Raw genomic sequence first — 16,779 nt, forward strand, 5'->3', positions numbered from 1 at the left:
GTTAGGCTCGCGGGACACCTTCCAGAGCGGAGATTCCTATGAGGACTCGCTTGCGTTCGACCCTGGCCGGGATCGCCGCGGCCATCGTGGCGGCGACGACGTTCACCTTGAGCACCGCCTCCCCCGCCGCGGCGTTCGGATCCGAGACGTTCGGCTGCCGCATCGCACCGGGCACGATCTTCAACTGGTACCAGTACTGCCACAACAGCAAGCCCGCGAGCACCTACAACGTGGCCTTCCAGGTGTTCGGCGGCTCGGGTGACTACACCTACACGTGGAATGTCACCGGACCCTGGACGTCTGTCATCACCGGGTGCACCTCGACCTCGGTGGCCTGCGCGGTCGCCGTCCCCGGCGGATCGTTCGACAGCGAGATCTACGCGACGGTCACCATCTCGCAGGGCGGCCAGAGCGCGACCCTGTCCTCGGTGGCGATCCTCAACGCGTACTGCGGCAACTACCTCTGCTGAGCACAAGCGAAGGAACATTTCCGTCCTCGGGCCGCGCGACGCGCCGTCGCACGGCCCGAGGAGGGGAGAGTCCCGATGTCTGATCATGGGCGCACATGGCGCGGCATTCGTGTTGTCGACAGTGTTCAGCCCAAACGGCCGCGTCCTGGCCACCGCGAGCAGCGACGAGACAGTGCGGTCGTGGCAGATGGCCGACAGCGGGCTCGGCCGTACAACCGACTGATGAAGCACCCCTGCGGCGCGGGGAACCGGGGCCGCCCGCCACGACTCACTCCCGCATGAGGTCCACCCGCGCAACGATCGCCGTAATCACCTGCCTGGCCGTCGCCGCGTGCACCACCGTGCCCACGCCGGACCCCCAGCCGTCGGAGACGGCGACCACCCCCTCGACCGCGCCCGACGGCGGTGTGCCCGAGGTCGACTGCGCCCACGCCATCGACGTCGCACCGCCCCGGCCGGAGCTGGAGGTGGTGCTCGACGCGGTGGCGCTGCCGACCCGGCAGGTGCTGCAGGCCGCCGACTCCGGCGAACCCGGCAAGCTGTTCGCCAAGCAGGGCCTGCAGGTCAGGCCCGGCGTGACCGTCGAGCTCGCCGTCGTCGACGATCCGTCCGGACACAGCCGCATCGGCTGGGGCAGTCCCGGCCCCGAGACCACCCGCCTACGCGTGCCCGCCTGCCCCGGCTACAGCGGCGTCGACGGCTGGCCCGCGTACGCGGGCGGCTACCTCGTCGACCGCCCGCAGTGCCTGCACCTGCGGATACGCGTCGCCGCCCGCGAGCAGACCGTCGGCATCCCGGTCGGCGCCCCCTGCCCCGCGCCCACCCGCTGATCACACAGACGCGCCTCGACGTGCCATCCTGTCCGGATGCCCAGCCACGACCTGATGATCCTGCGCCGAGCTGCCACCGCCGACCTGTCCCCCGCCGACCTGGCCGAGCTGCGCGACCTGCTCGATCACGCCTATGACGACGGGTTCGACGACGAGGACTGGCGGCACGCGCTCGGCGGCACCCACGTGCTCGGCCGTATCGGCGGCGACCTCGTCGCCCACGCCGCGGTCCGGCCCCGCACCCTGTGGCTGGACGGCACCGTTCGCCGCACCGGCTACGTCGAGGCGGTCGCGGTGGCGCAGCCGCTGCGCGGGCGGGGGCTGGGCACCGCGCTGATGGCCGAGGTGGCTGATGTGATCGCCGCCGAGTACGAGCTGGGCGGGCTGTGCGCGTCGGCGCCGGCGATGCCGCTGTACCTGCGGCTGGGCTGGCAGCAGTGGCCCGGCCCGACCCACGTGCGCACCGACGACGGCCCGGTCCCCACCCCCGAGGAGGACGGCGCCGTGTTCGTGCTGCTGCCACCCGGCCTGCGTGCGGTCCCGGGTACCGGCCTGGGCTGCGACTGGCGCGACGGGGATGTGTGGTGATCCGATGATCGGCGCGTACCTGGTGGACCGGCGGCCGCTGCGGATCCCGGCGTTCCGGCGGCTGTGGACCGGCTCGGTCGTGTCGGCGGTCGGCGGCTCGTTCAGCCTGGTCGCCGTACCGACGCAGCTGTTCACGCTGACCGGCTCGTCGGCGACGGTCGGGATCTCGGCGACGGTGTCGCTGTGCGTGCTGGTCGCCTCGGCGCTGTGGTCGGGTGCCCTGGCCGACGCGATGGACCGCCGCCTGCTGCTGCTGGCGGGCAACGCCGCACTGGGCCTGACCTACCTCGGGCTGTGGCTGAACACCGCGCTGGGCCTTGCGTCGGTGCCGCTGCTGCTGGCACTGGTCGCGCTGCAGGGGCTCGGCTACGGCATCACGATGACGACGATGGGCGCGGCCGTGCCCCGGGTGGTTCCGCCGGAGCAACTGGTGGCGGCCAACAGCCTCAGCTCCCTCACCCGCTACGCCGGGGCGGTGCTGGGGCCGCTGCTGGCCGGGATCCTCATCCCGGCCATCGGGCTGGGCCCCCTGTACCTGCTGGACAGCCTGGCGCTGCTGGTCGTGCTGTGGGCGGTGGCGGGGCTGCCGCCGCTGCCGCCGACCGGGGCACCCGCGATCGGCGGCACCCTGCGGCGGCTCGGGGACGGGTTCGGTTACCTGGCCCGGCAGCGGGTGCTGGTCGCGGTGCTCGCCGTGGATCTGGCCGCGATGGTGTTCGCAATGCCGGTCGCGCTCTATCCGGAGCTGGCCGAGCGGTCGTTCGGCGGTCCGCCCGGCGGTGGCACCCAGCTGGGTCTGCTGTACGCGGCGTACCCGGCCGGGGTGTTCGCGGCCGGGCTGCTGTCGGGCGCCTACAGCCGCAGGAGCCGCCACGGCGCGTTGATGGCGAGCGCCGCCATGGCCTGGGGCTGCTGCGTCGTCGCGCTGGCGCTCGCGCCGAGACTGCGGTTCGCGCTGGTCGCGCTGCTGTGCGGGGGCGCGGTGAACTTCGCGCTGAGCACGTTCCGCAACGCGATCTCGCAGGCGTACACGCAGGACGCGATGCGGGGGCGGATCCAGGGGTCGCTGACGGTGGTGCTGATCGGCGGGCCGCAGCTGGCCAACCTGCTGCACGGGTTCGCCGGGGCGGCGTTCGGGACGCGGTGGACCATCGGCGTGGGCGGCGCGCTGACGGTGGTCACGGTCGTGGCCTTGGTGCGGGCGGTGCCGGAGCTCTGGCGGTACGAGGCCGCGGGCTGACACGCCGGGCCGGGGCGACGGTCGGCGGGCGTACCGGCGAAGATGGAAGCCATGACGACCCCTGCCGACCCGCTGGTCGCCCGGATGCGCCCCTTCGGCACGACGATCTTCGCGACGATGTCCGCGCTGGCTGCGCAGACCGGCGCGGTCAACCTCGGCCAGGGCTTCCCCGACACCGACGGCCCCGCCGAGATGCTGGCCGCGGCCGAGGCGGCGCTACGTGGGGGCTTCAACCAGTACCCGCCCGGTCCCGGCATGCCCGTGCTGCGCCAGGCGGTCAGCGCTCACCAGCGGCGCTTCTGGGCACTGGAGTACGACCCCGACGGCGAGGTCGTGATCACCGCGGGCGCCACCGAGGCGATCGCGGCGGCGATCCTCGGGCTGTGCGAGCCGGGCGACGAGGTGGTGTGCTTCGAGCCGTACTTCGACTCGTACGCGGCGAGCATCGCGCTGGCGCAGGCGGTGCGCCGACCGGTGACGCTGCGGCCCGGCGCCGACGGCCGGTTCCACTTCGACCCCGACGAGCTGCGCGCCGCGTTCGGGCCGCGCACCCGGCTGCTGCTGCTCAACTCGCCGCACAACCCGACCGGCAAGGTGTTCGACGCCGACGAGCTGCGGCTGCTGGCCGACCTGTGCCGCGAGCACGACGTGTACGCCGTCACCGACGAGGTGTACGAGCACCTGGTCTTCGACGACGCGGCCGGGCCGCACACCCCGCTGGCGACGCTGCCGGGCATGCGTGAGCGCACGCTGCGCATCTCCTCGGCGGGCAAGACGTTCTCCTGCACCGGCTGGAAGGTCGGCTGGGCCAGCGGCCCCGCTGCTCTGGTCTCGGCGGTGCTGCGGGTCAAGCAGTTCCTCACCTTCGTCAACGCGGGCCCGTTCCAGCCCGCCGTCGCGGTGGCGCTGGGCCTGGGCGACGACTACTTCACCGGCTTCACCGCCGGGCTGCAGTCGCGCCGCGACCAGCTGCGGGCGGGGCTGGCCGAGGCCGGGTTCACCGTGCTGCGCGCGGAGGGCACGTACTTCGTCAACGTCGACATCACCTCGGTCGGCGGCACCGACGGCGTCGAGTTCTGCCTGTCCATGCCCCAGCGGTACGGGGTCGTGGCGGTGCCGTCGCAGGTGTTCTACGACGACGTCGACGCCGGGCGGCACCTGGTCCGGTTCGCGTTCTGCAAACGGCCCGAGGTCATCGACGAGGCGATCATCCGCCTGCGGAAGGGCTGATCGGCATGCTGACCACCGATCGACTGCGGCTGCGGCGCTGGCTGCCCGGCGACCGCGCGCCCTTCGCCGCGCTCAACGCCGACCCCGAGGTGATGGAGCACTTCCCGGCGGTGATGAGCCGCCAGGACAGCGACACTCTGATCGACCGGATCGAGGCCGGGTTCGAGGAGCGTGGGTTCGGGCTCTGGGCGCTGGAGCTCGCCGAGTCCGGGCAGTTCATCGGGTTCACCGGCCTGTCCGTGCCCCGGTTCGAAGCGCCGTTCCTCCCGGCGGTGGAGATCGGGTGGCGGTTGGCCCGCCCATTCTGGGGTCACGGATACGCTGCCGAGGCCGCCCGCCGGTCATTGGCCTTCGCCTTCGACGACCTGGGGCTGGACGAGGTCCTCTCGTTCACCGCCACGACGAACACCCGGTCGCAGTCGGTGATGGCGCGCATCGGCATGACGCACGACCCGGCCGACGACTTCGATCACCCGTCCGTGCCCGAGGGCAGCCCGCTGCGCCGCCACGTCCTGTGGCGCATCACCGCCGCCGACTGGCGGCGCGGCACCGACCGATGAGAAGTGGGCCGGACCAGCGGATGCCGCCGACGACCGCGAGTCCTTCGGTGATCCACTCCAGCGCCGGTCGAACTCAGCACCGTGGCGATGCCTTTGTATCCTTCGCGTATGGACACACAGGACGGTGATGGGTCTGCCACCAGGCGATCTGCGATCATCGTCGTCGTACTGATCATCCTGTCGTTGACGATCGGCGTGGATGCATACCGCCGCTTCTCCAGCGCCACCGAGGAGTCCGTGGTGGATCTCGGCGAGGCATTCCGTCCGCAGGAGGGCCTGCACCAGATCACCGCGATGGTGCCCGGCGAGGTGAAGGGCGCGAAGGTCACGGTACGGCTGAACGCGCCCGGGGACACCATCTTCAAACCGACGAACCATTTCTGGCCGTTCGGGCTCGTGGTGACCGTCGCGTTGCCGGAACACTCCACGAATCCCCCGGCTCTGGTCGGACTGCGCCTCTACGGCTACTCGACGCAGACGATCACGGCGGTGAACATCGACACGCTCGGCGAACCCGGCGTCCCCGAGATCGCCGTCGCACCGGACGGGTGGAGGTACACCTGGCGGGGCGAGCAGTTCGCCTACACCACCGCCAACCACGATGACCTCCAAGGACATGCCGTCGCACAATTCCTGCTCACGTCGAGCGACGAGTACACCATGTGCGTGGGCAGCAAGTGCTGGTATGAGCTACCCGAGGTACAGCCCCCTTGCCATGTCGATTTGAAGGAAGCGGGCGACAACCCGCACCGGGTCCTCGACGAGGGCCTCTACCAGCTGTCCCCCATCTGCTACGGCGGCGGTAAGGACGTCGGTAGCCTCCAGCGGGTCGTGGTGGGCGAACTGCCGTTGAACGCGCGAGTGGACTGGGCGGATCCGGCACCGGTCCGCGCCAACGCATTGATCTGGGAGTCCGCGGTGGATCTCGCGCCGTCGGCGCAGGCGACCAATGAACGCGGCGAGAACGCGGCCAACCGGGATCTCTTCATCTCCGGAGCGGAGGTGGGCGTCGCGGGCGCGCTGATGCCGTGGGCGCTGCAGATCCTGCTCTTCGACCCTGCGCTGGTCGGCTGGTTTCGGCGCGCCAGGGTGAGGTCCGGCCGCGCGAAACCGTGACCCTGCTGAGCCTGCCACCGACATGGCTGCGTCCAGGCTGCTCTCCCGGGCGGGCACGACGCTCCGGCGCCCCCGCCACGGCGGCAGGGCCTCACGGGACCAGGGACAGGAACAGGAAGACGCCGAACAGGGTCAGGTGCACCGCGCCCTGCATCAGCGTGGCCCGGCCCGGGGCGACGGTCAGCGTGGTCACCACGACGGTGATCGCCAGCAACACCATGTCCTTGGGGCTCAGGCCGAGGACCAGGGTGTTCTCCAACCAGATCGAGGCCACCGCGATCGACGGGATGGTCAGCCCGATGCTGGCCAGCGCGGACCCCAGGGCCAGGTTGAAGCTGGTCTGGATCTGGTTGCGGCGGGCGGCGCGCACCGCGGCGACGGTCTCGGGGGCGAGCACCAACAGCGCGATCGCGACACCGACGACGGCGTACGGGGCGCCGGCGGCGACGACGGCGCGTTCAATGGCCGGGGCCGCCGACTTGGCCAGGCCGACCACCACGATCAAGCACAGAAACAGCAGGCCGAGGCTGGTCGCGGCGGTGCGGGCACTGGGCGGCGGGGCGTGCGCGTCGTCCCCGCCCACGGTCTCCAGCGGCAGGAAGTAGTGCCGGTGGCGGACGGTCTGTACGAAGACGAACGAGCCGTACAGCACCAGCGAGGCGACACCGGCGAAGGCCAGCTGCGGCCCCGAGAACGTCGGGCCGGGGCTGCTGGTGGTGAACGACGGCAGCACCAGCGCCAGGGTGGCCACCGCGCTGAGCGTGGCCAGGGCCGCAGTGACGCCCTCGACGTGGAACTCGACCTCGCCGTGGCGCAGTGCCCCGACGAGCAGGCACAGCCCCATCACCCCGTTGCACACGATCATGAAGGCAGCGAACACGGTGTCCCTGGCCAGCGGGGACGGGCCATCCCCGGCCGAGGTCATCAGCATGATGATCAGTCCGACCTCGATGATGGTGACCGCGACCGCCAGGATCAGCGTGCCGAACGGCTCGCCGACCCGGTGCGCGACGATCTCGGCGTGGTGCACCGCGGTAACCACGGCGCCGACCAAGGCGGCCGCGACGACGAGCAGCGCCGCGCCGCCCAGGGCGCGACCCCACGCCGCCGCGAGGACCAGCGCGGTGGTCGGCGGGACGATCAGCCACCACGGCACCCGGCCGAGTTTGACCATGCTACGAGGCTACGTGGACGAAACGGGCTGTAGCGGCGATACCGGATACAGCGGGGCGCTCGAGGTGAAGGCCCGCCCCAGTTGCACTAGATTGCGCGGGTGCCCCACCGCCCGATCGCTCTCACCGCCGCCGCGCTGATCGCCACCGCTCTGCTCGGCGCCTGCGACACCGCCCCGGACCCGCAGCCCTCGTTCGTGGCCGCGGCCCCGACCTCGTCGGCGGTCGCCGCCACCAGCGCCCCGGCGAGCCCGTCCGCCTCGCCCAGCCCATCGGCGGCCGCCGCGGCGTGCGGGGTCTTCCCCGCCGACAGCATCTGGCGGCTGGACGTGTCGAAGCTGCCCGTGCACGCCTCGTCGGCGGCGTACGTCGGCAGCATCGGCACCGACGCGCACATGCACCCCGACTTCGGCTCCGGCCTGTGGGAAGGCGCCCCGATCGGCATCCCGGTCACCACGGTCAAGCCGAACCAGGCCAAGGTGAAGGTCACGTTCGAGTACTCCGGCGAGAGCGACAAGGGCCCGTACCCGATCCCCGCCGACGCGAAGGTCGAGGGCGGGCGCGGCAGCGACGGCGACCGGCACGTCATCCTGTACGACCCCGTCGCCTGCAAGGTCTACGAGCTGTACGCCGCCTACCCCAACGGCACCGCCTGGCGCGCCGGGTCGGGGGCGATCTTCGACCTGCGCTCCAACAGGCTGCGCCCCGCCGGGTGGACCTCCGCCGACGCGGCCGGGCTGTCCATCTTCGCCGGACTGGTCCGCTACGACGAGGTCGTCAAGGGCCGGATCGACCACGCGCTGCGCATCACCGTGCCGCGCTCGCGCGACACGTACCTGTGGCCCGCCCGGCACGCCGCCTCCGACCGCTCCGACGCGTCACTGCCACCGATGGGGCTGCGGCTGCGGCTGAAGGCGAGCGTCGACGTGTCGAAGTTCCCCAAGCAGGCCCGCGTCGTCGCCGAGGCGATGAAGCGCTATGGCGTGATCGTGGCCGACAACGGCTCGCCCTGGTATCTGTCCGGCGCCCCGGACGACCGCTGGTCCAACGACGCGCTGCGCGCGCTGAAGAACCTGCAAGGTTCGGACTTCGAGGCGGTGGACGTGTCGAAGCTGGTCGGCGACCGCAACTCGGGCGCGGTCGCCCGGTGAGACTCAGCGCGGCGCGACGCTGACCCGCGCGGGCAGGCCGAGGAACCGGCCGTGCCGGTCGGCGGTCGCCCGCAGCGCGGCCTCCTCGTCGGCGCTGAGCTGCGCGTACACCTCCAGGTCGAAGGTGACGTCGTGGCGGGTCACGGTGCGGCGCCAGTGACCGGTGAGCTGGCCGTCGACCAGCAGCACCCCGTTGGCGGCGGGCCGGTCCAGCCGCGCGCCACCCCGCCGGGCCAGGTCCAGCAGGAACTTGCTCTCGCTGTACCCCACGATGTACTCGTCGTAGCCCTGCAGCAGGTGCACCACCGGCCCGGCCGGCACCGACTCGGGCGGCGCCCCGGCGAACCAGTACGTCAGCCCGTCGAAGCTCAGGCTGCGCAGCCGGTCGCCGACCAGGTCCAGACCGCGCCGGATGTCGGCCAGGGTGAGGCTGGACCACCAGCGGAAGTCCTTGGCGGTGGCCGGGCCGTGACTGGTGAAGTAGCGCAGCGTCAGCTCCCCGAGCGCCTGGTCGGCGTCGAGCATCCGGGCCTGCGGGGCGCGGTCTGCCAGCAGCGCGTATGTCTGCTGCTTGCCCTGCGGGGCGCCGCTGCAGATCAGCCCCTCCAACTCGGCGTGCATGGCCAGATGGGTGACGGCGAGGTTGCCCGTCGGCAGGCCCGCGGCGGCCAGGTGCGGCACAAGGTCCTTACGGGTCAGCTGCGTCCCGCCCGACAGCGCCGCCACCAGCACCTCGTCGCCGCGCGTCAGGGTGGCCTCGTCCAGACCCAGCTGGCGGTAGTAGTACGCGATGAGCTGGTGCACGCGCGGCCCGGTCAGTGCCAGCAGCCACCTGATGTCGTCGGGCGACACGAAGTGCCAGGTCGGGCGCAGCACGTGGGTGCGCAGGAAGTCCCCGCGCGCGAAGGCGACGTCCAGTTGTGCCTCGGTGGCGGCGCCGTCGCGGTCGCCCAGCGACCACTTCGCCGGGCCGAAGTCCTGTGACTGCACCGCGACCAGGCCGCCGACCGTCGCGACGGCACCGGTCGCGGGCGGGTCGAGCAGGCCGAGGTTGCGCATGCGCCAGAAGGCGAGGCTGCGGGCGTCCACCAGCGGGATGGTAGTCGCACGCGCCGACAGCGGCGCCGCGGTGGCACGGGTGGCGGCGCGCTGCCAGGATGGGTCCGTGGAGCTGGAGACCTTCCTGGGTACGGCCGCGCGGCTGATCGCCGTGCCGTCGACCGCCGACCGCCCCGACGAGCTGCACCGCGCCCTTGAGCTGGTGCTCCAAGAGGTGCTCGACCGGGTCGGGCCCGGCTTCACCGTGGAGCGGTTCAGCTCGAACGGCAAACCCAGCGCGCTGGTCTACCGGGACGCGGGCGGGGTCCGGCCGGACTTCCGGGTGATCCTCAACGGACACGTGGACGTGGTTCCGGCCGAGCCGCACCAGTTCGTCGCCCACCGCGACGGCGACCGGCTGTACGGGCGCGGCACGCACGACATGAAGGTCGCGGCGCTGGCGCAGGCGCTGGTCTTCGCCGAGCTGGCGCCGACGCTGCCGTACCCGGTGGCGCTGCAGCTGGTCACCGACGAGGAGGTCGGCGGCCGGGACGGCACCGGACATCAGCTCGCACAGGGCGTGACCGGGCAGTTCGTGGTGATCGGGGAGCAGAGCGGGCTGGAGCTGGTGACCGACTCCAAGGGCATCGCCCAGGTGCGCTTGTCGGCGACGGGGCGCACCGGTCACAGCGCGTACCCGTGGCAGGGCGACAACGCGCTGGTCACCGTGATGCGGGCGGTGGACAAGCTGCTCGCGGCGTACCCGCTGCCCACCAGCGAGGCGTGGGTGACCACGGTCAACGTGGCCCGGGTGGAGACCGACAACCGGGTGTTCAACCAGGTGCCCGCCACCGCGCAGGCGTGGTTGGACATCCGGTTCCCGCCCGGCGCGGCCGGATTCGACGGGCGTAGCCCCGACCAGGTCGGCGCGCACCTGCTGGAGGTGTGTGGTCCGGGCGTGGAGGTCGCGGTCGCGCAGGCCGACGCGCCGCACTGGGCCGACCGCACCCTGCCCGACGTGCTGGCGCTGCGGGCGGCGGCGCAGGCGCAGGGGTTCCCGGCCGGTTTCCTGCGCAAACACGGCGCGGCCGACGGGCGCTACTACTCCCAGCGCGGCATCCCGGCGGTCATCTTCGGGATCGGCGGCGGCGGCCTGCACGGCCCGCACGAGTACGTCGACGTCACCACCATCGAGCCCTACTACCGGGCACTGCGGCAGTTCCTGCTCACCCGGTAGGTAAGAATGATCTCGTGAGAGATGTGGCGATCAGTGACGACATGATCCGGCTCGGCCAGTTCCTGAAACTGGCCGGGGTGATCGAGACCGGCGGCGAGGCGAAACTGCGGGTGACCGACGGCGACGTCACGGTCAACGGGGAGGTCGACACCCGGCGCGGGCGCCAGCTGTTCCGCGGCGACGTGGTGGGCATCGACGGGCAGCAGCTCCGCGTCGCCTGAGGCGGTTCAGTCCACCTCGGCTCGCGTGGCCGAGGCCGTCCGCAGCCGGGACGCGGCCGCGGCGGTCAGCAGGCCCAGGGCGAGCGCGGCGAGCAGCCGTACCCCCGAGGTGTGCATCAGAAACGCACCCGGCAGCAGCGGGACCGCCGCGACCGCGACGGCGGTGACGACCGTCGCGACCAGCCAGAACCGGCCCGGCCGGGTTGGCGTCGAGGGCGGGTCGCCGTGCCAGCTGCGTAGCAGGCCCGACCGGACCAGGTGGACGCAGAACGCGACGGCGGCCACCGCGCCCAGCACGGTCGAGCCGGTGTCCAGCAGCGCGTGCCGCTCGGTGACCCGGTCCCAGACCTGGTGCGACGCGGCGGCCAGCAGCGCCGAGACGGCCGTGACCAGCACCGGGTGGCGGTACGTGCCCAGCACGCCGTAGGCGCGCAGCCCCGGTACGTGCGCCGCGATCGCCGGGGCGGCCGCGCGCACCAGGGGCACGCACAGCAGGGTCACGGGCAGGCAGCACAGGAACAGGCCCGGCCACTGGTGCGACAGCGGGAAGACGGGCAGACCCGAGCCGTCCAGGGCGTACGCGAAATCGGGTGATGCCGCACCGACGACCAGCGCGACCCCGTCGAACCAGCGGGGGCGCCACAGCTTGAGCGGCAGCGGCAGCGCGGCGTGCGAGGGAAACGTCAGCGGCACGGCAGGGACGCTACCGGCCGCGCCCACGTGCCGCGGTCCCCCGCGACCGGGACAGGTCAGTCGACGCTGACCGGATCGCCGACCCGGATCACGGCGGGGTCGCCGACGGGGACCAGGCGGACCGCGAACCAGGTCTTGCCGTCCCACTGGCGGTGCCGGGCCAGGGTCCGAATCGGCTCCCGCCCGCTGGTGAACGTCCTGGTGTCGATGAGGGTCAGCGCGCACCGGTCGCACTGCTCGGTGAACCGGAACTCCGCCGCGCCGATGCGCACCCGCTTCCAGTCGTCCTCGACGAACGGCTCACCTACTCCGTCGACCACGACGCTGGGCCGGAACCTGGCCATGGGCAGCGGCTCGGGCAGCTCTTCCCCGCGCTCGACCGCGCCCTCCGCGATCCAGTCGTTGAGCCGCCGCAGCGAGGCGGTCGTGGCCAGCAGTAGTGGACCGGCGTCGGACAGGTTGAGCAGGTCGCCCGGTTTACCACCGTGGTCGAGGGCGACCGAGCGGCGGCGCGGGTCGTCCAGCCAGCCCAGCCGCAGCGGGCGTCCGAGCCGCGAGGACAGCCACTCGTCCGCCTGCTCGCCCGCGAGCAGCACCTTGTCGAGCCGGGTCATGGTCGTGGCGGCCGGTTCGCCGTCGTGGGGCGGAGCCACCAGCAGCGTGTCGCCGTCGGGCGCGGTCAGCTGAAGTCCGCCGTCGGCGCGCGGCGCGGCGGTGATGGAGAGCATGCGGTGCTCGGTGCGGGCGGTCAGGTACGTCCCGTCGGGATTGAGGGCGAGCCAGCGGCGGTCGCCGCGCAGCCCCCAGGGCTCGACTTGCGCCTCGACCACGTCGACGCCGCCCAGGGACTTCACCGGGTACAGGTGGATGCTCGCCAACCGCATGTCCGCGAGCCTAGCCGCAGCGGCCGCCGACCGGGACCCTCCGCGTCGGCGCGGCGGACCTGCCCGACATGTGTTTCATAAGGGTCATACTGGGGCTGGGTGTATGGAACGGTCGACCGAGGCGCGTGCGATGGATCGAGCTCAGGTGCTACTGCGGGCGAACCTGGAGGTGGCCCGGGGCGTCGATCTCGACCAGGTGCTGCACCACCTGGTCGATGCCGCGCGCGCACTGGTCGGCGCGGGATGCGCCGCGCTGACGGTGACCCCGAACGGGCAGCCGGAACGGGTGGTCCAGTCGGCGGGCGACGAGCGGCTGCTGGCGCTGATGGCCGAGGGGGCCGCGCTGTTCCGGCAGGTCGAATGGGGTGGCGGCCCGGTGCGGGTGCCGGACTTCGGCGCCCTTCCCGCCGCGGCCACCCTGCCCGACGGACACGCCCTGCGCGGGCCCCTGCTGCGCGTGCCGATCGTGCTCGGCGGCCGTACGCTCGGCCACCTCGACCTGTCGGGCCGCCCCGAGGCGGTCGAGTTCACCGAACAGGACGAGCGGATGGCCGTGACCCTGGCCGCCACGGCGGCGGTGGCGATCGACAACGCCAGCCTGTTCGCCGAGGTGCGGCGCCGCCACGCCTGGCAGGAGGCCATGATCGGGGTGACCACGCGGGCCCTGGCGGGCGTGCACACCCCGGCGCTGCTGCGCGAGCTGGTCTATCACACCTGGCGCGCCAGCGGTGCCGACGGCGCGGGGCTGTCCCTGCTGAGCCGCCGTGGCCGCCACGTACGGCTGGTGGTGGCGATGGGTGTGCTGGCGCCGTTCGAGCACCTGTCGACGCCGTTGGAGGGCTCGTTCGCGCAGCAGGCGATCCGCGTCGGCCGGGCGTTCCAGTTCGACCCGCACCAGCATCCGACGAGCGCGCCGTACGTCGTCGGCACGGACGTGGGCCGGGTCCTGATCGCACCGGTGCTGGGCGCACAGCGGGCGTTCGGGGCGCTCACGGTCGCCCGCCGGGGCGCCGCGGAGCCGTTCGAGCCGATCGACCAGGAGATGGTCAGCGCCTTCGCCGCGCAGGCGGGACTGGCGCTGGAGTACGACGGGGCACCGGCGGGGCGGCCGCATCCGGCCCACCACACCCCCGGCGGCGTCAATCTGTGGGACTGAGGTGTCGCAGCAGCCAGTCGCGGGCCAGTTCGCCCGCGTGGTGCAGGGTGCCGGGCTCCTCGAACAGGTGGGTGGCCCCGGGCACCACCGCCACCGAGTGCTCGCCACCCAGTTCGGCCGCGGCCTCCTCGTTGAGGGCGAGCACCGCCGTGTCGAGGCCGCCGACGATCAGCAGGGTCGCCGCGCGTACCCCGGGCAGCCGGGTCGCGGCCAGGTCAGGGCGGCCGCCGCGGCTGACAACGGCACGTACGCCCAGGTCGTCGTCGGCGGCGGCCCACAGCGCGGCGGCCGCGCCGGTGCTGGCGCCGAACAGGCCCAGTGGCAGGTCGGCCAGGTCGGGGCGGGTACGACGCCAGGTGAGCACCTCCGAGAGGCGCCCGGCCAACAGTTCGATGTCGAAGACGTTGCCGCGCTCGTCCTCCTCGTCCTCGGTGAGCAGGTCGAACAGGAGGGTGGCCAGTCCCGCGTGGTGCAGCAGTCCGGCGACGTACCGGTTGCGGGGGCTGGTGCGACTGCTGCCGCTGCCGTGGGCGAACACCACCAGACCGGTCGGCCGAGCCGGGACGGCGAGCGTGCCAGGCAGAGCATGCCCAGTCACCGGCAGGGTCAGGTCGGTGATCGTCGGCGCGTCCACCACTCCATCGTGCGCCGTGGCCTGCGGCTTCGCGCGACGTTTGGGCGCGGAGATGATCGGCCCTTTACGGGCCTGAAACTTACTCGTAATCTGAGTCAACTCCTGCAAGAACTTGCAGAAGCTCGTCCCCGCGCACGTTCCGGGAAGGACTCCCCATGCGCAGCTTCTGGAGGGTGACGCTGGCGGCCGTACTGGTCACCGCCGGTCTCGCCCTCGTTTCCCCCGCCGCCCAGGCAGGCATCGACACCCAGGCCCTGGGCGGCCGCTACGACGCCACCGCGTCCAACGTCACCTTCCGCGTCTACTCCTCCCGCGCCACCCGCATCGCCGTGTACGTCTACGCCGCCGCCACCGGGGCGCAGGAGAAGGCCAGCTACGTGCTGACCAAGGGCACCGGCGACATCTGGGCGACGACGGTGAGCACCGCGACCCTGCAGTCGGCGGGGGTGACCGGCACCGTCTACTACGGCTACCGCGCCTGGGGTCCGAACTGGCCCTACAGCGCGAGCTGGACCAAGGGGTCCTCGACCGGATTCGTCGCCGACGTGGACGCCTCCGGCAACCGGTTCAACCCCAACAAGCTGCTGCTCGACCCGTACGCCCGCGAGGTCAGCCACGACACCGCGCTGCCCGACGGCGTCGCCTCGGACTACTCCTCCGGCCCGACCAAGCGCGCCGTCGACACCGGCACCATCGCGCCCAAGGGCCTGGTGCTGGCCGCCGACGCCACCAGCATCGGCACCAAACCGACCCGTGCCTTCAAGGACGACGTCGTGTACGAGGTGCACCTGCGCGGTCTGACCAAGTCCGACACCTCGATCGCGGCCGCCTACCGGGGCACCTACAAGGGCGCCGGGCTCAAGGCCGCCGCGCTGGCCTCGCTCGGGGTGACCGCGGTGGAGTTCCTGCCGGTGCAGGAGACCCAGAACGACGCCAACGACACCAACCCGACCAGCACCAGTGGCGACAACTACTGGGGCTACATGACCGAGAACTACTTCGCCCCGGACCGCCGCTACTCCTCCGACAAGACCGCGGGCGGGCCCACGAAGGAGTTCAAGGCCATGATCAAGGCGTACCACGACGCCGGGATCAAGGTGTACATCGACGTCGTCTACAACCACACCGCCGAAGGCGGGCCGATCACCGACAAGAACACGTACAACATCTTCTCCTGGCGCGGCCTGGACAACCCGACCTACTACTCGCTGACCAGCGACATGCAGGGGTCCATGGACAACACCGGGCTGCTGCACAACTACAACACCCGCAACACCGTCGCGCAGAACCTCATCGTCGACTCGGTGGCGTACTGGAAGAACACGCTCGGCGTGGACGGGTTCCGATTCGACCTCGCGCCGGTGCTGGGCAACACCTGCCAGCACGGGTGTTTCACCTACAGCCGCACCGATCCGAACACCGCGCTCAACCGGCTCACCACCGAGATGCCCGCCCGGCCCGCCGGCGGCGGCTCGGGCGTGGACTGGATCGCCGAGCCGTGGGCGCTGGGCGCCGGGACGTACCAGGTCGGCAACTTCCCGGCCGGGTGGGCCGAGTGGAACGGCATCTACCGTGACACGATCCGGCGCGACCAGAACAAGATGGGCGTGGACGCGGTCACCCCGAGTGACCTGGCCACCCGGTTCGCCGGGTCGTCCGACCTGTACGGCGACGACGGCCGCAAGCCCTTCCACTCGATCGACTTCATGGTGGTCCACGACGGGTTCACCCTCAAGGACCTGTACTCGTGCAACGCCAAGAACAACGGCCAGGCCTGGCCGTACGGGCCGTCCGACGGCGGCAGCGACGACAACATCTCCTGGGACCAGGGCGGTGTCGCCGCGGACCAGCGCAAGGCCGCCCGCAACGGGATGGCGCTGGTGCTGCTGTCCGGCGGAGTGCCGATGTTCACCGGCGGTGACGAGACGCTGCGGTCGGTCAACTGCAACAACAACCCGTACAACCTGGACTCCAGCGCGAACTGGCTGGACTGGTCGCTGACCACCGACGAGTCGAACTTCCAGACGTTCACCCAGCGGATGGTCGCCTTCCGCAAGGCACACCCGGCGCTGCGCCCGGCGAACTTCTACACCGCCTCCGACGGCAACGGCAACGGGCTGGGGCAGCTGGAGTGGTTCACCGCGGCCGGGGTCGCGCCGGACGGGGCGTACTGGGGCGACGCGAACAACCACGCGCTGGCCTGGCGGATCGACGGCACCGAGTTCGGCGACTCCGCGGCGGCGCTCTACACCGGCTACAACGGCTGGTCCGGTGACGTGACGTTCACGTTGCCCGCCCCGCCCGCGGGCAAGAGCTGGTACCGGGTCACCGACACCTCGACCTGGGCCGAGGGCTCGGGTCAGGTGGCCACGCCGGGCACCGAGGCGCTGCTCGGCGGGGCGGGGACGACGTACGTCCTGCACGGCCGGGCCGTGCTGCTGCTGATCGCGAAGTAGATCACGCTCGTGGTCGGACCCGGTCTCGACGGCCGTGTCCGACCACGGGTGACACGAGTGGACGGCAAGGGCTGTCCAGCAGCGGTGAGACACGTCCTCCGGT

General features: G+C 72.0%; 17 protein-coding genes. 12 read left to right on the forward strand and 5 right to left on the reverse strand.

Going from position 1 to position 16,779, the window contains the following annotated elements:
* The first annotated feature begins 38 nt into the window (after positions 1 to 38).
* The 7 genes from KUA19_RS13700 to KUA19_RS13730 all read left to right on the forward strand — a co-directional run bounded on the left by KUA19_RS13700 (position 39) and on the right by KUA19_RS13730 (position 6,034).
* A complete protein-coding gene (locus KUA19_RS13700) occupies positions 39 to 470 on the forward strand; it encodes a hypothetical protein (RefSeq protein ID WP_217396381.1) in 432 nt (143 codons plus the stop codon).
* 278 nt (positions 471 to 748) lie between these two features.
* Complete coding sequence (locus tag KUA19_RS13705; protein WP_217396382.1) at positions 749 to 1,300, forward strand: hypothetical protein; 552 nt, start codon at positions 749 to 751, stop codon at positions 1,298 to 1,300.
* 36 nt (positions 1,301 to 1,336) lie between these two features.
* Positions 1,337 to 1,888: a GNAT family N-acetyltransferase gene (locus KUA19_RS13710; protein ID WP_217396383.1), complete on the forward strand. Its 552-nt coding sequence runs from the start codon at positions 1,337 to 1,339 to the stop codon at positions 1,886 to 1,888.
* 4 nt (positions 1,889 to 1,892) lie between these two features.
* Entirely contained in the window at positions 1,893 to 3,128 is a 1,236-nt protein-coding gene (locus tag KUA19_RS13715; protein WP_217396384.1) for an MFS transporter, read from the forward strand.
* A gap of 51 nt (positions 3,129 to 3,179) precedes the next feature.
* Positions 3,180 to 4,358, forward strand: coding sequence for a pyridoxal phosphate-dependent aminotransferase (locus KUA19_RS13720; protein ID WP_217396385.1), 1,179 nt, complete (start codon positions 3,180 to 3,182; stop codon positions 4,356 to 4,358).
* A 5-nt stretch (positions 4,359 to 4,363) separates the two neighbouring features.
* Positions 4,364 to 4,918, forward strand: coding sequence for a GNAT family N-acetyltransferase (locus tag KUA19_RS13725; RefSeq protein WP_217396386.1), 555 nt, complete (start codon positions 4,364 to 4,366; stop codon positions 4,916 to 4,918).
* 108 nt (positions 4,919 to 5,026) lie between these two features.
* The gene (locus tag KUA19_RS13730) at positions 5,027 to 6,034 is read left to right on the forward strand and encodes a hypothetical protein (RefSeq protein WP_217396387.1); all 1,008 of its coding nucleotides are present in this window, start codon (positions 5,027 to 5,029) and stop codon (positions 6,032 to 6,034) included.
* 91 nt (positions 6,035 to 6,125) lie between these two features.
* Here KUA19_RS13730 and KUA19_RS13735 read toward each other — a convergent pair whose 3' ends face one another.
* Complete coding sequence (locus KUA19_RS13735) at positions 6,126 to 7,208, reverse strand: calcium:cation antiporter (protein WP_217396388.1); 1,083 nt, start codon at positions 7,206 to 7,208, stop codon at positions 6,126 to 6,128.
* Between the two features lie 99 nt (positions 7,209 to 7,307).
* On the opposite strand from KUA19_RS13735, the gene KUA19_RS13740 reads away from it, so the two are divergent.
* Positions 7,308 to 8,357, forward strand: coding sequence for a hypothetical protein (locus tag KUA19_RS13740; RefSeq protein ID WP_217396389.1), 1,050 nt, complete (start codon positions 7,308 to 7,310; stop codon positions 8,355 to 8,357).
* A gap of 3 nt (positions 8,358 to 8,360) precedes the next feature.
* On the opposite strand, the gene KUA19_RS13745 is transcribed toward KUA19_RS13740, so the two are convergent.
* A complete protein-coding gene (locus KUA19_RS13745; RefSeq protein WP_217396390.1) occupies positions 8,361 to 9,446 on the reverse strand; it encodes a winged helix DNA-binding domain-containing protein in 1,086 nt (361 codons plus the stop codon).
* 76 nt (positions 9,447 to 9,522) lie between these two features.
* Between KUA19_RS13745 and KUA19_RS13750 the strand changes: the two genes are divergently transcribed.
* Both KUA19_RS13750 and KUA19_RS13755 read left to right on the forward strand, forming a co-directional pair.
* Entirely contained in the window at positions 9,523 to 10,632 is a 1,110-nt protein-coding gene (locus KUA19_RS13750) for a M20 family metallopeptidase (protein WP_308167439.1), read from the forward strand.
* 14 nt (positions 10,633 to 10,646) lie between these two features.
* A complete protein-coding gene (locus KUA19_RS13755) occupies positions 10,647 to 10,853 on the forward strand; it encodes an RNA-binding S4 domain-containing protein (protein ID WP_308167440.1) in 207 nt (68 codons plus the stop codon).
* A 6-nt stretch (positions 10,854 to 10,859) separates the two neighbouring features.
* Here the strand turns inward: KUA19_RS13755 and KUA19_RS13760 are convergent, their stop codons facing one another.
* Together KUA19_RS13760 and KUA19_RS13765 are read right to left on the reverse strand one after the other, a co-directional pair.
* A complete protein-coding gene (locus KUA19_RS13760) occupies positions 10,860 to 11,546 on the reverse strand; it encodes a DUF4184 family protein (RefSeq protein ID WP_217396392.1) in 687 nt (228 codons plus the stop codon).
* A 56-nt stretch (positions 11,547 to 11,602) separates the two neighbouring features.
* Positions 11,603 to 12,430 carry an MOSC domain-containing protein gene (locus KUA19_RS13765; RefSeq protein ID WP_217396393.1) on the reverse strand — a complete coding sequence of 276 codons (828 nt, stop codon included), beginning with the start codon at positions 12,428 to 12,430 and terminating at the stop codon, positions 11,603 to 11,605.
* 130 nt (positions 12,431 to 12,560) lie between these two features.
* On the opposite strand from KUA19_RS13765, the gene KUA19_RS13770 reads away from it, so the two are divergent.
* Complete coding sequence (locus KUA19_RS13770) at positions 12,561 to 13,586, forward strand: GAF domain-containing protein (RefSeq protein WP_217396394.1); 1,026 nt, start codon at positions 12,561 to 12,563, stop codon at positions 13,584 to 13,586.
* Here the strand turns inward: KUA19_RS13770 and KUA19_RS13775 are convergent.
* Positions 13,570 to 14,220 carry a dienelactone hydrolase family protein gene (locus KUA19_RS13775; RefSeq protein ID WP_308167441.1) on the reverse strand — a complete coding sequence of 217 codons (651 nt, stop codon included), beginning with the start codon at positions 14,218 to 14,220 and terminating at the stop codon, positions 13,570 to 13,572. The genes KUA19_RS13770 and KUA19_RS13775 overlap by 17 nt on opposite strands.
* A gap of 155 nt (positions 14,221 to 14,375) precedes the next feature.
* Here KUA19_RS13775 and KUA19_RS13780 point away from each other — a divergent pair, with 155 nt between their 5' ends.
* Positions 14,376 to 16,676: an isoamylase gene (locus tag KUA19_RS13780; protein ID WP_217396395.1), complete on the forward strand. Its 2,301-nt coding sequence runs from the start codon at positions 14,376 to 14,378 to the stop codon at positions 16,674 to 16,676.
* The last annotated feature ends 103 nt before the right edge of the window (positions 16,677 to 16,779 follow it).

This window comes from Catellatospora tritici (genome assembly GCF_019083965.1).
Classification (GTDB): Bacteria; Actinomycetota; Actinomycetes; order Mycobacteriales; family Micromonosporaceae; genus Catellatospora; species Catellatospora tritici.

Excerpts from the sequence above, each read along its gene's own strand:
- KUA19_RS13735 (WP_217396388.1), bottom strand. The coding sequence starts at position 7,208 with ATGGTCAAACTCGGCCGGGTGCCGTGGTGGCTGATCGTCCCGCCGACC.
- KUA19_RS13720 (WP_217396385.1), top strand. The coding sequence starts at position 3,180 with ATGACGACCCCTGCCGACCCGCTGGTCGCCCGGATGCGCCCCTTCGGC.
- KUA19_RS13715 (WP_217396384.1), top strand. The coding sequence starts at position 1,893 with ATGATCGGCGCGTACCTGGTGGACCGGCGGCCGCTGCGGATCCCGGCG.
- KUA19_RS13770 (WP_217396394.1), top strand. The coding sequence starts at position 12,561 with ATGGATCGAGCTCAGGTGCTACTGCGGGCGAACCTGGAGGTGGCCCGG.
- KUA19_RS13700 (WP_217396381.1), top strand. The coding sequence starts at position 39 with ATGAGGACTCGCTTGCGTTCGACCCTGGCCGGGATCGCCGCGGCCATC.
- KUA19_RS13765 (WP_217396393.1), bottom strand. The coding sequence starts at position 12,430 with ATGCGGTTGGCGAGCATCCACCTGTACCCGGTGAAGTCCCTGGGCGGC.
- KUA19_RS13710 (WP_217396383.1), top strand. The coding sequence starts at position 1,337 with ATGCCCAGCCACGACCTGATGATCCTGCGCCGAGCTGCCACCGCCGAC.
- KUA19_RS13705 (WP_217396382.1), top strand. The coding sequence starts at position 749 with ATGAGGTCCACCCGCGCAACGATCGCCGTAATCACCTGCCTGGCCGTC.
- KUA19_RS13725 (WP_217396386.1), top strand. The coding sequence starts at position 4,364 with ATGCTGACCACCGATCGACTGCGGCTGCGGCGCTGGCTGCCCGGCGAC.
- KUA19_RS13780 (WP_217396395.1), top strand. The coding sequence starts at position 14,376 with ATGCGCAGCTTCTGGAGGGTGACGCTGGCGGCCGTACTGGTCACCGCC.
- KUA19_RS13730 (WP_217396387.1), top strand. The coding sequence starts at position 5,027 with ATGGACACACAGGACGGTGATGGGTCTGCCACCAGGCGATCTGCGATC.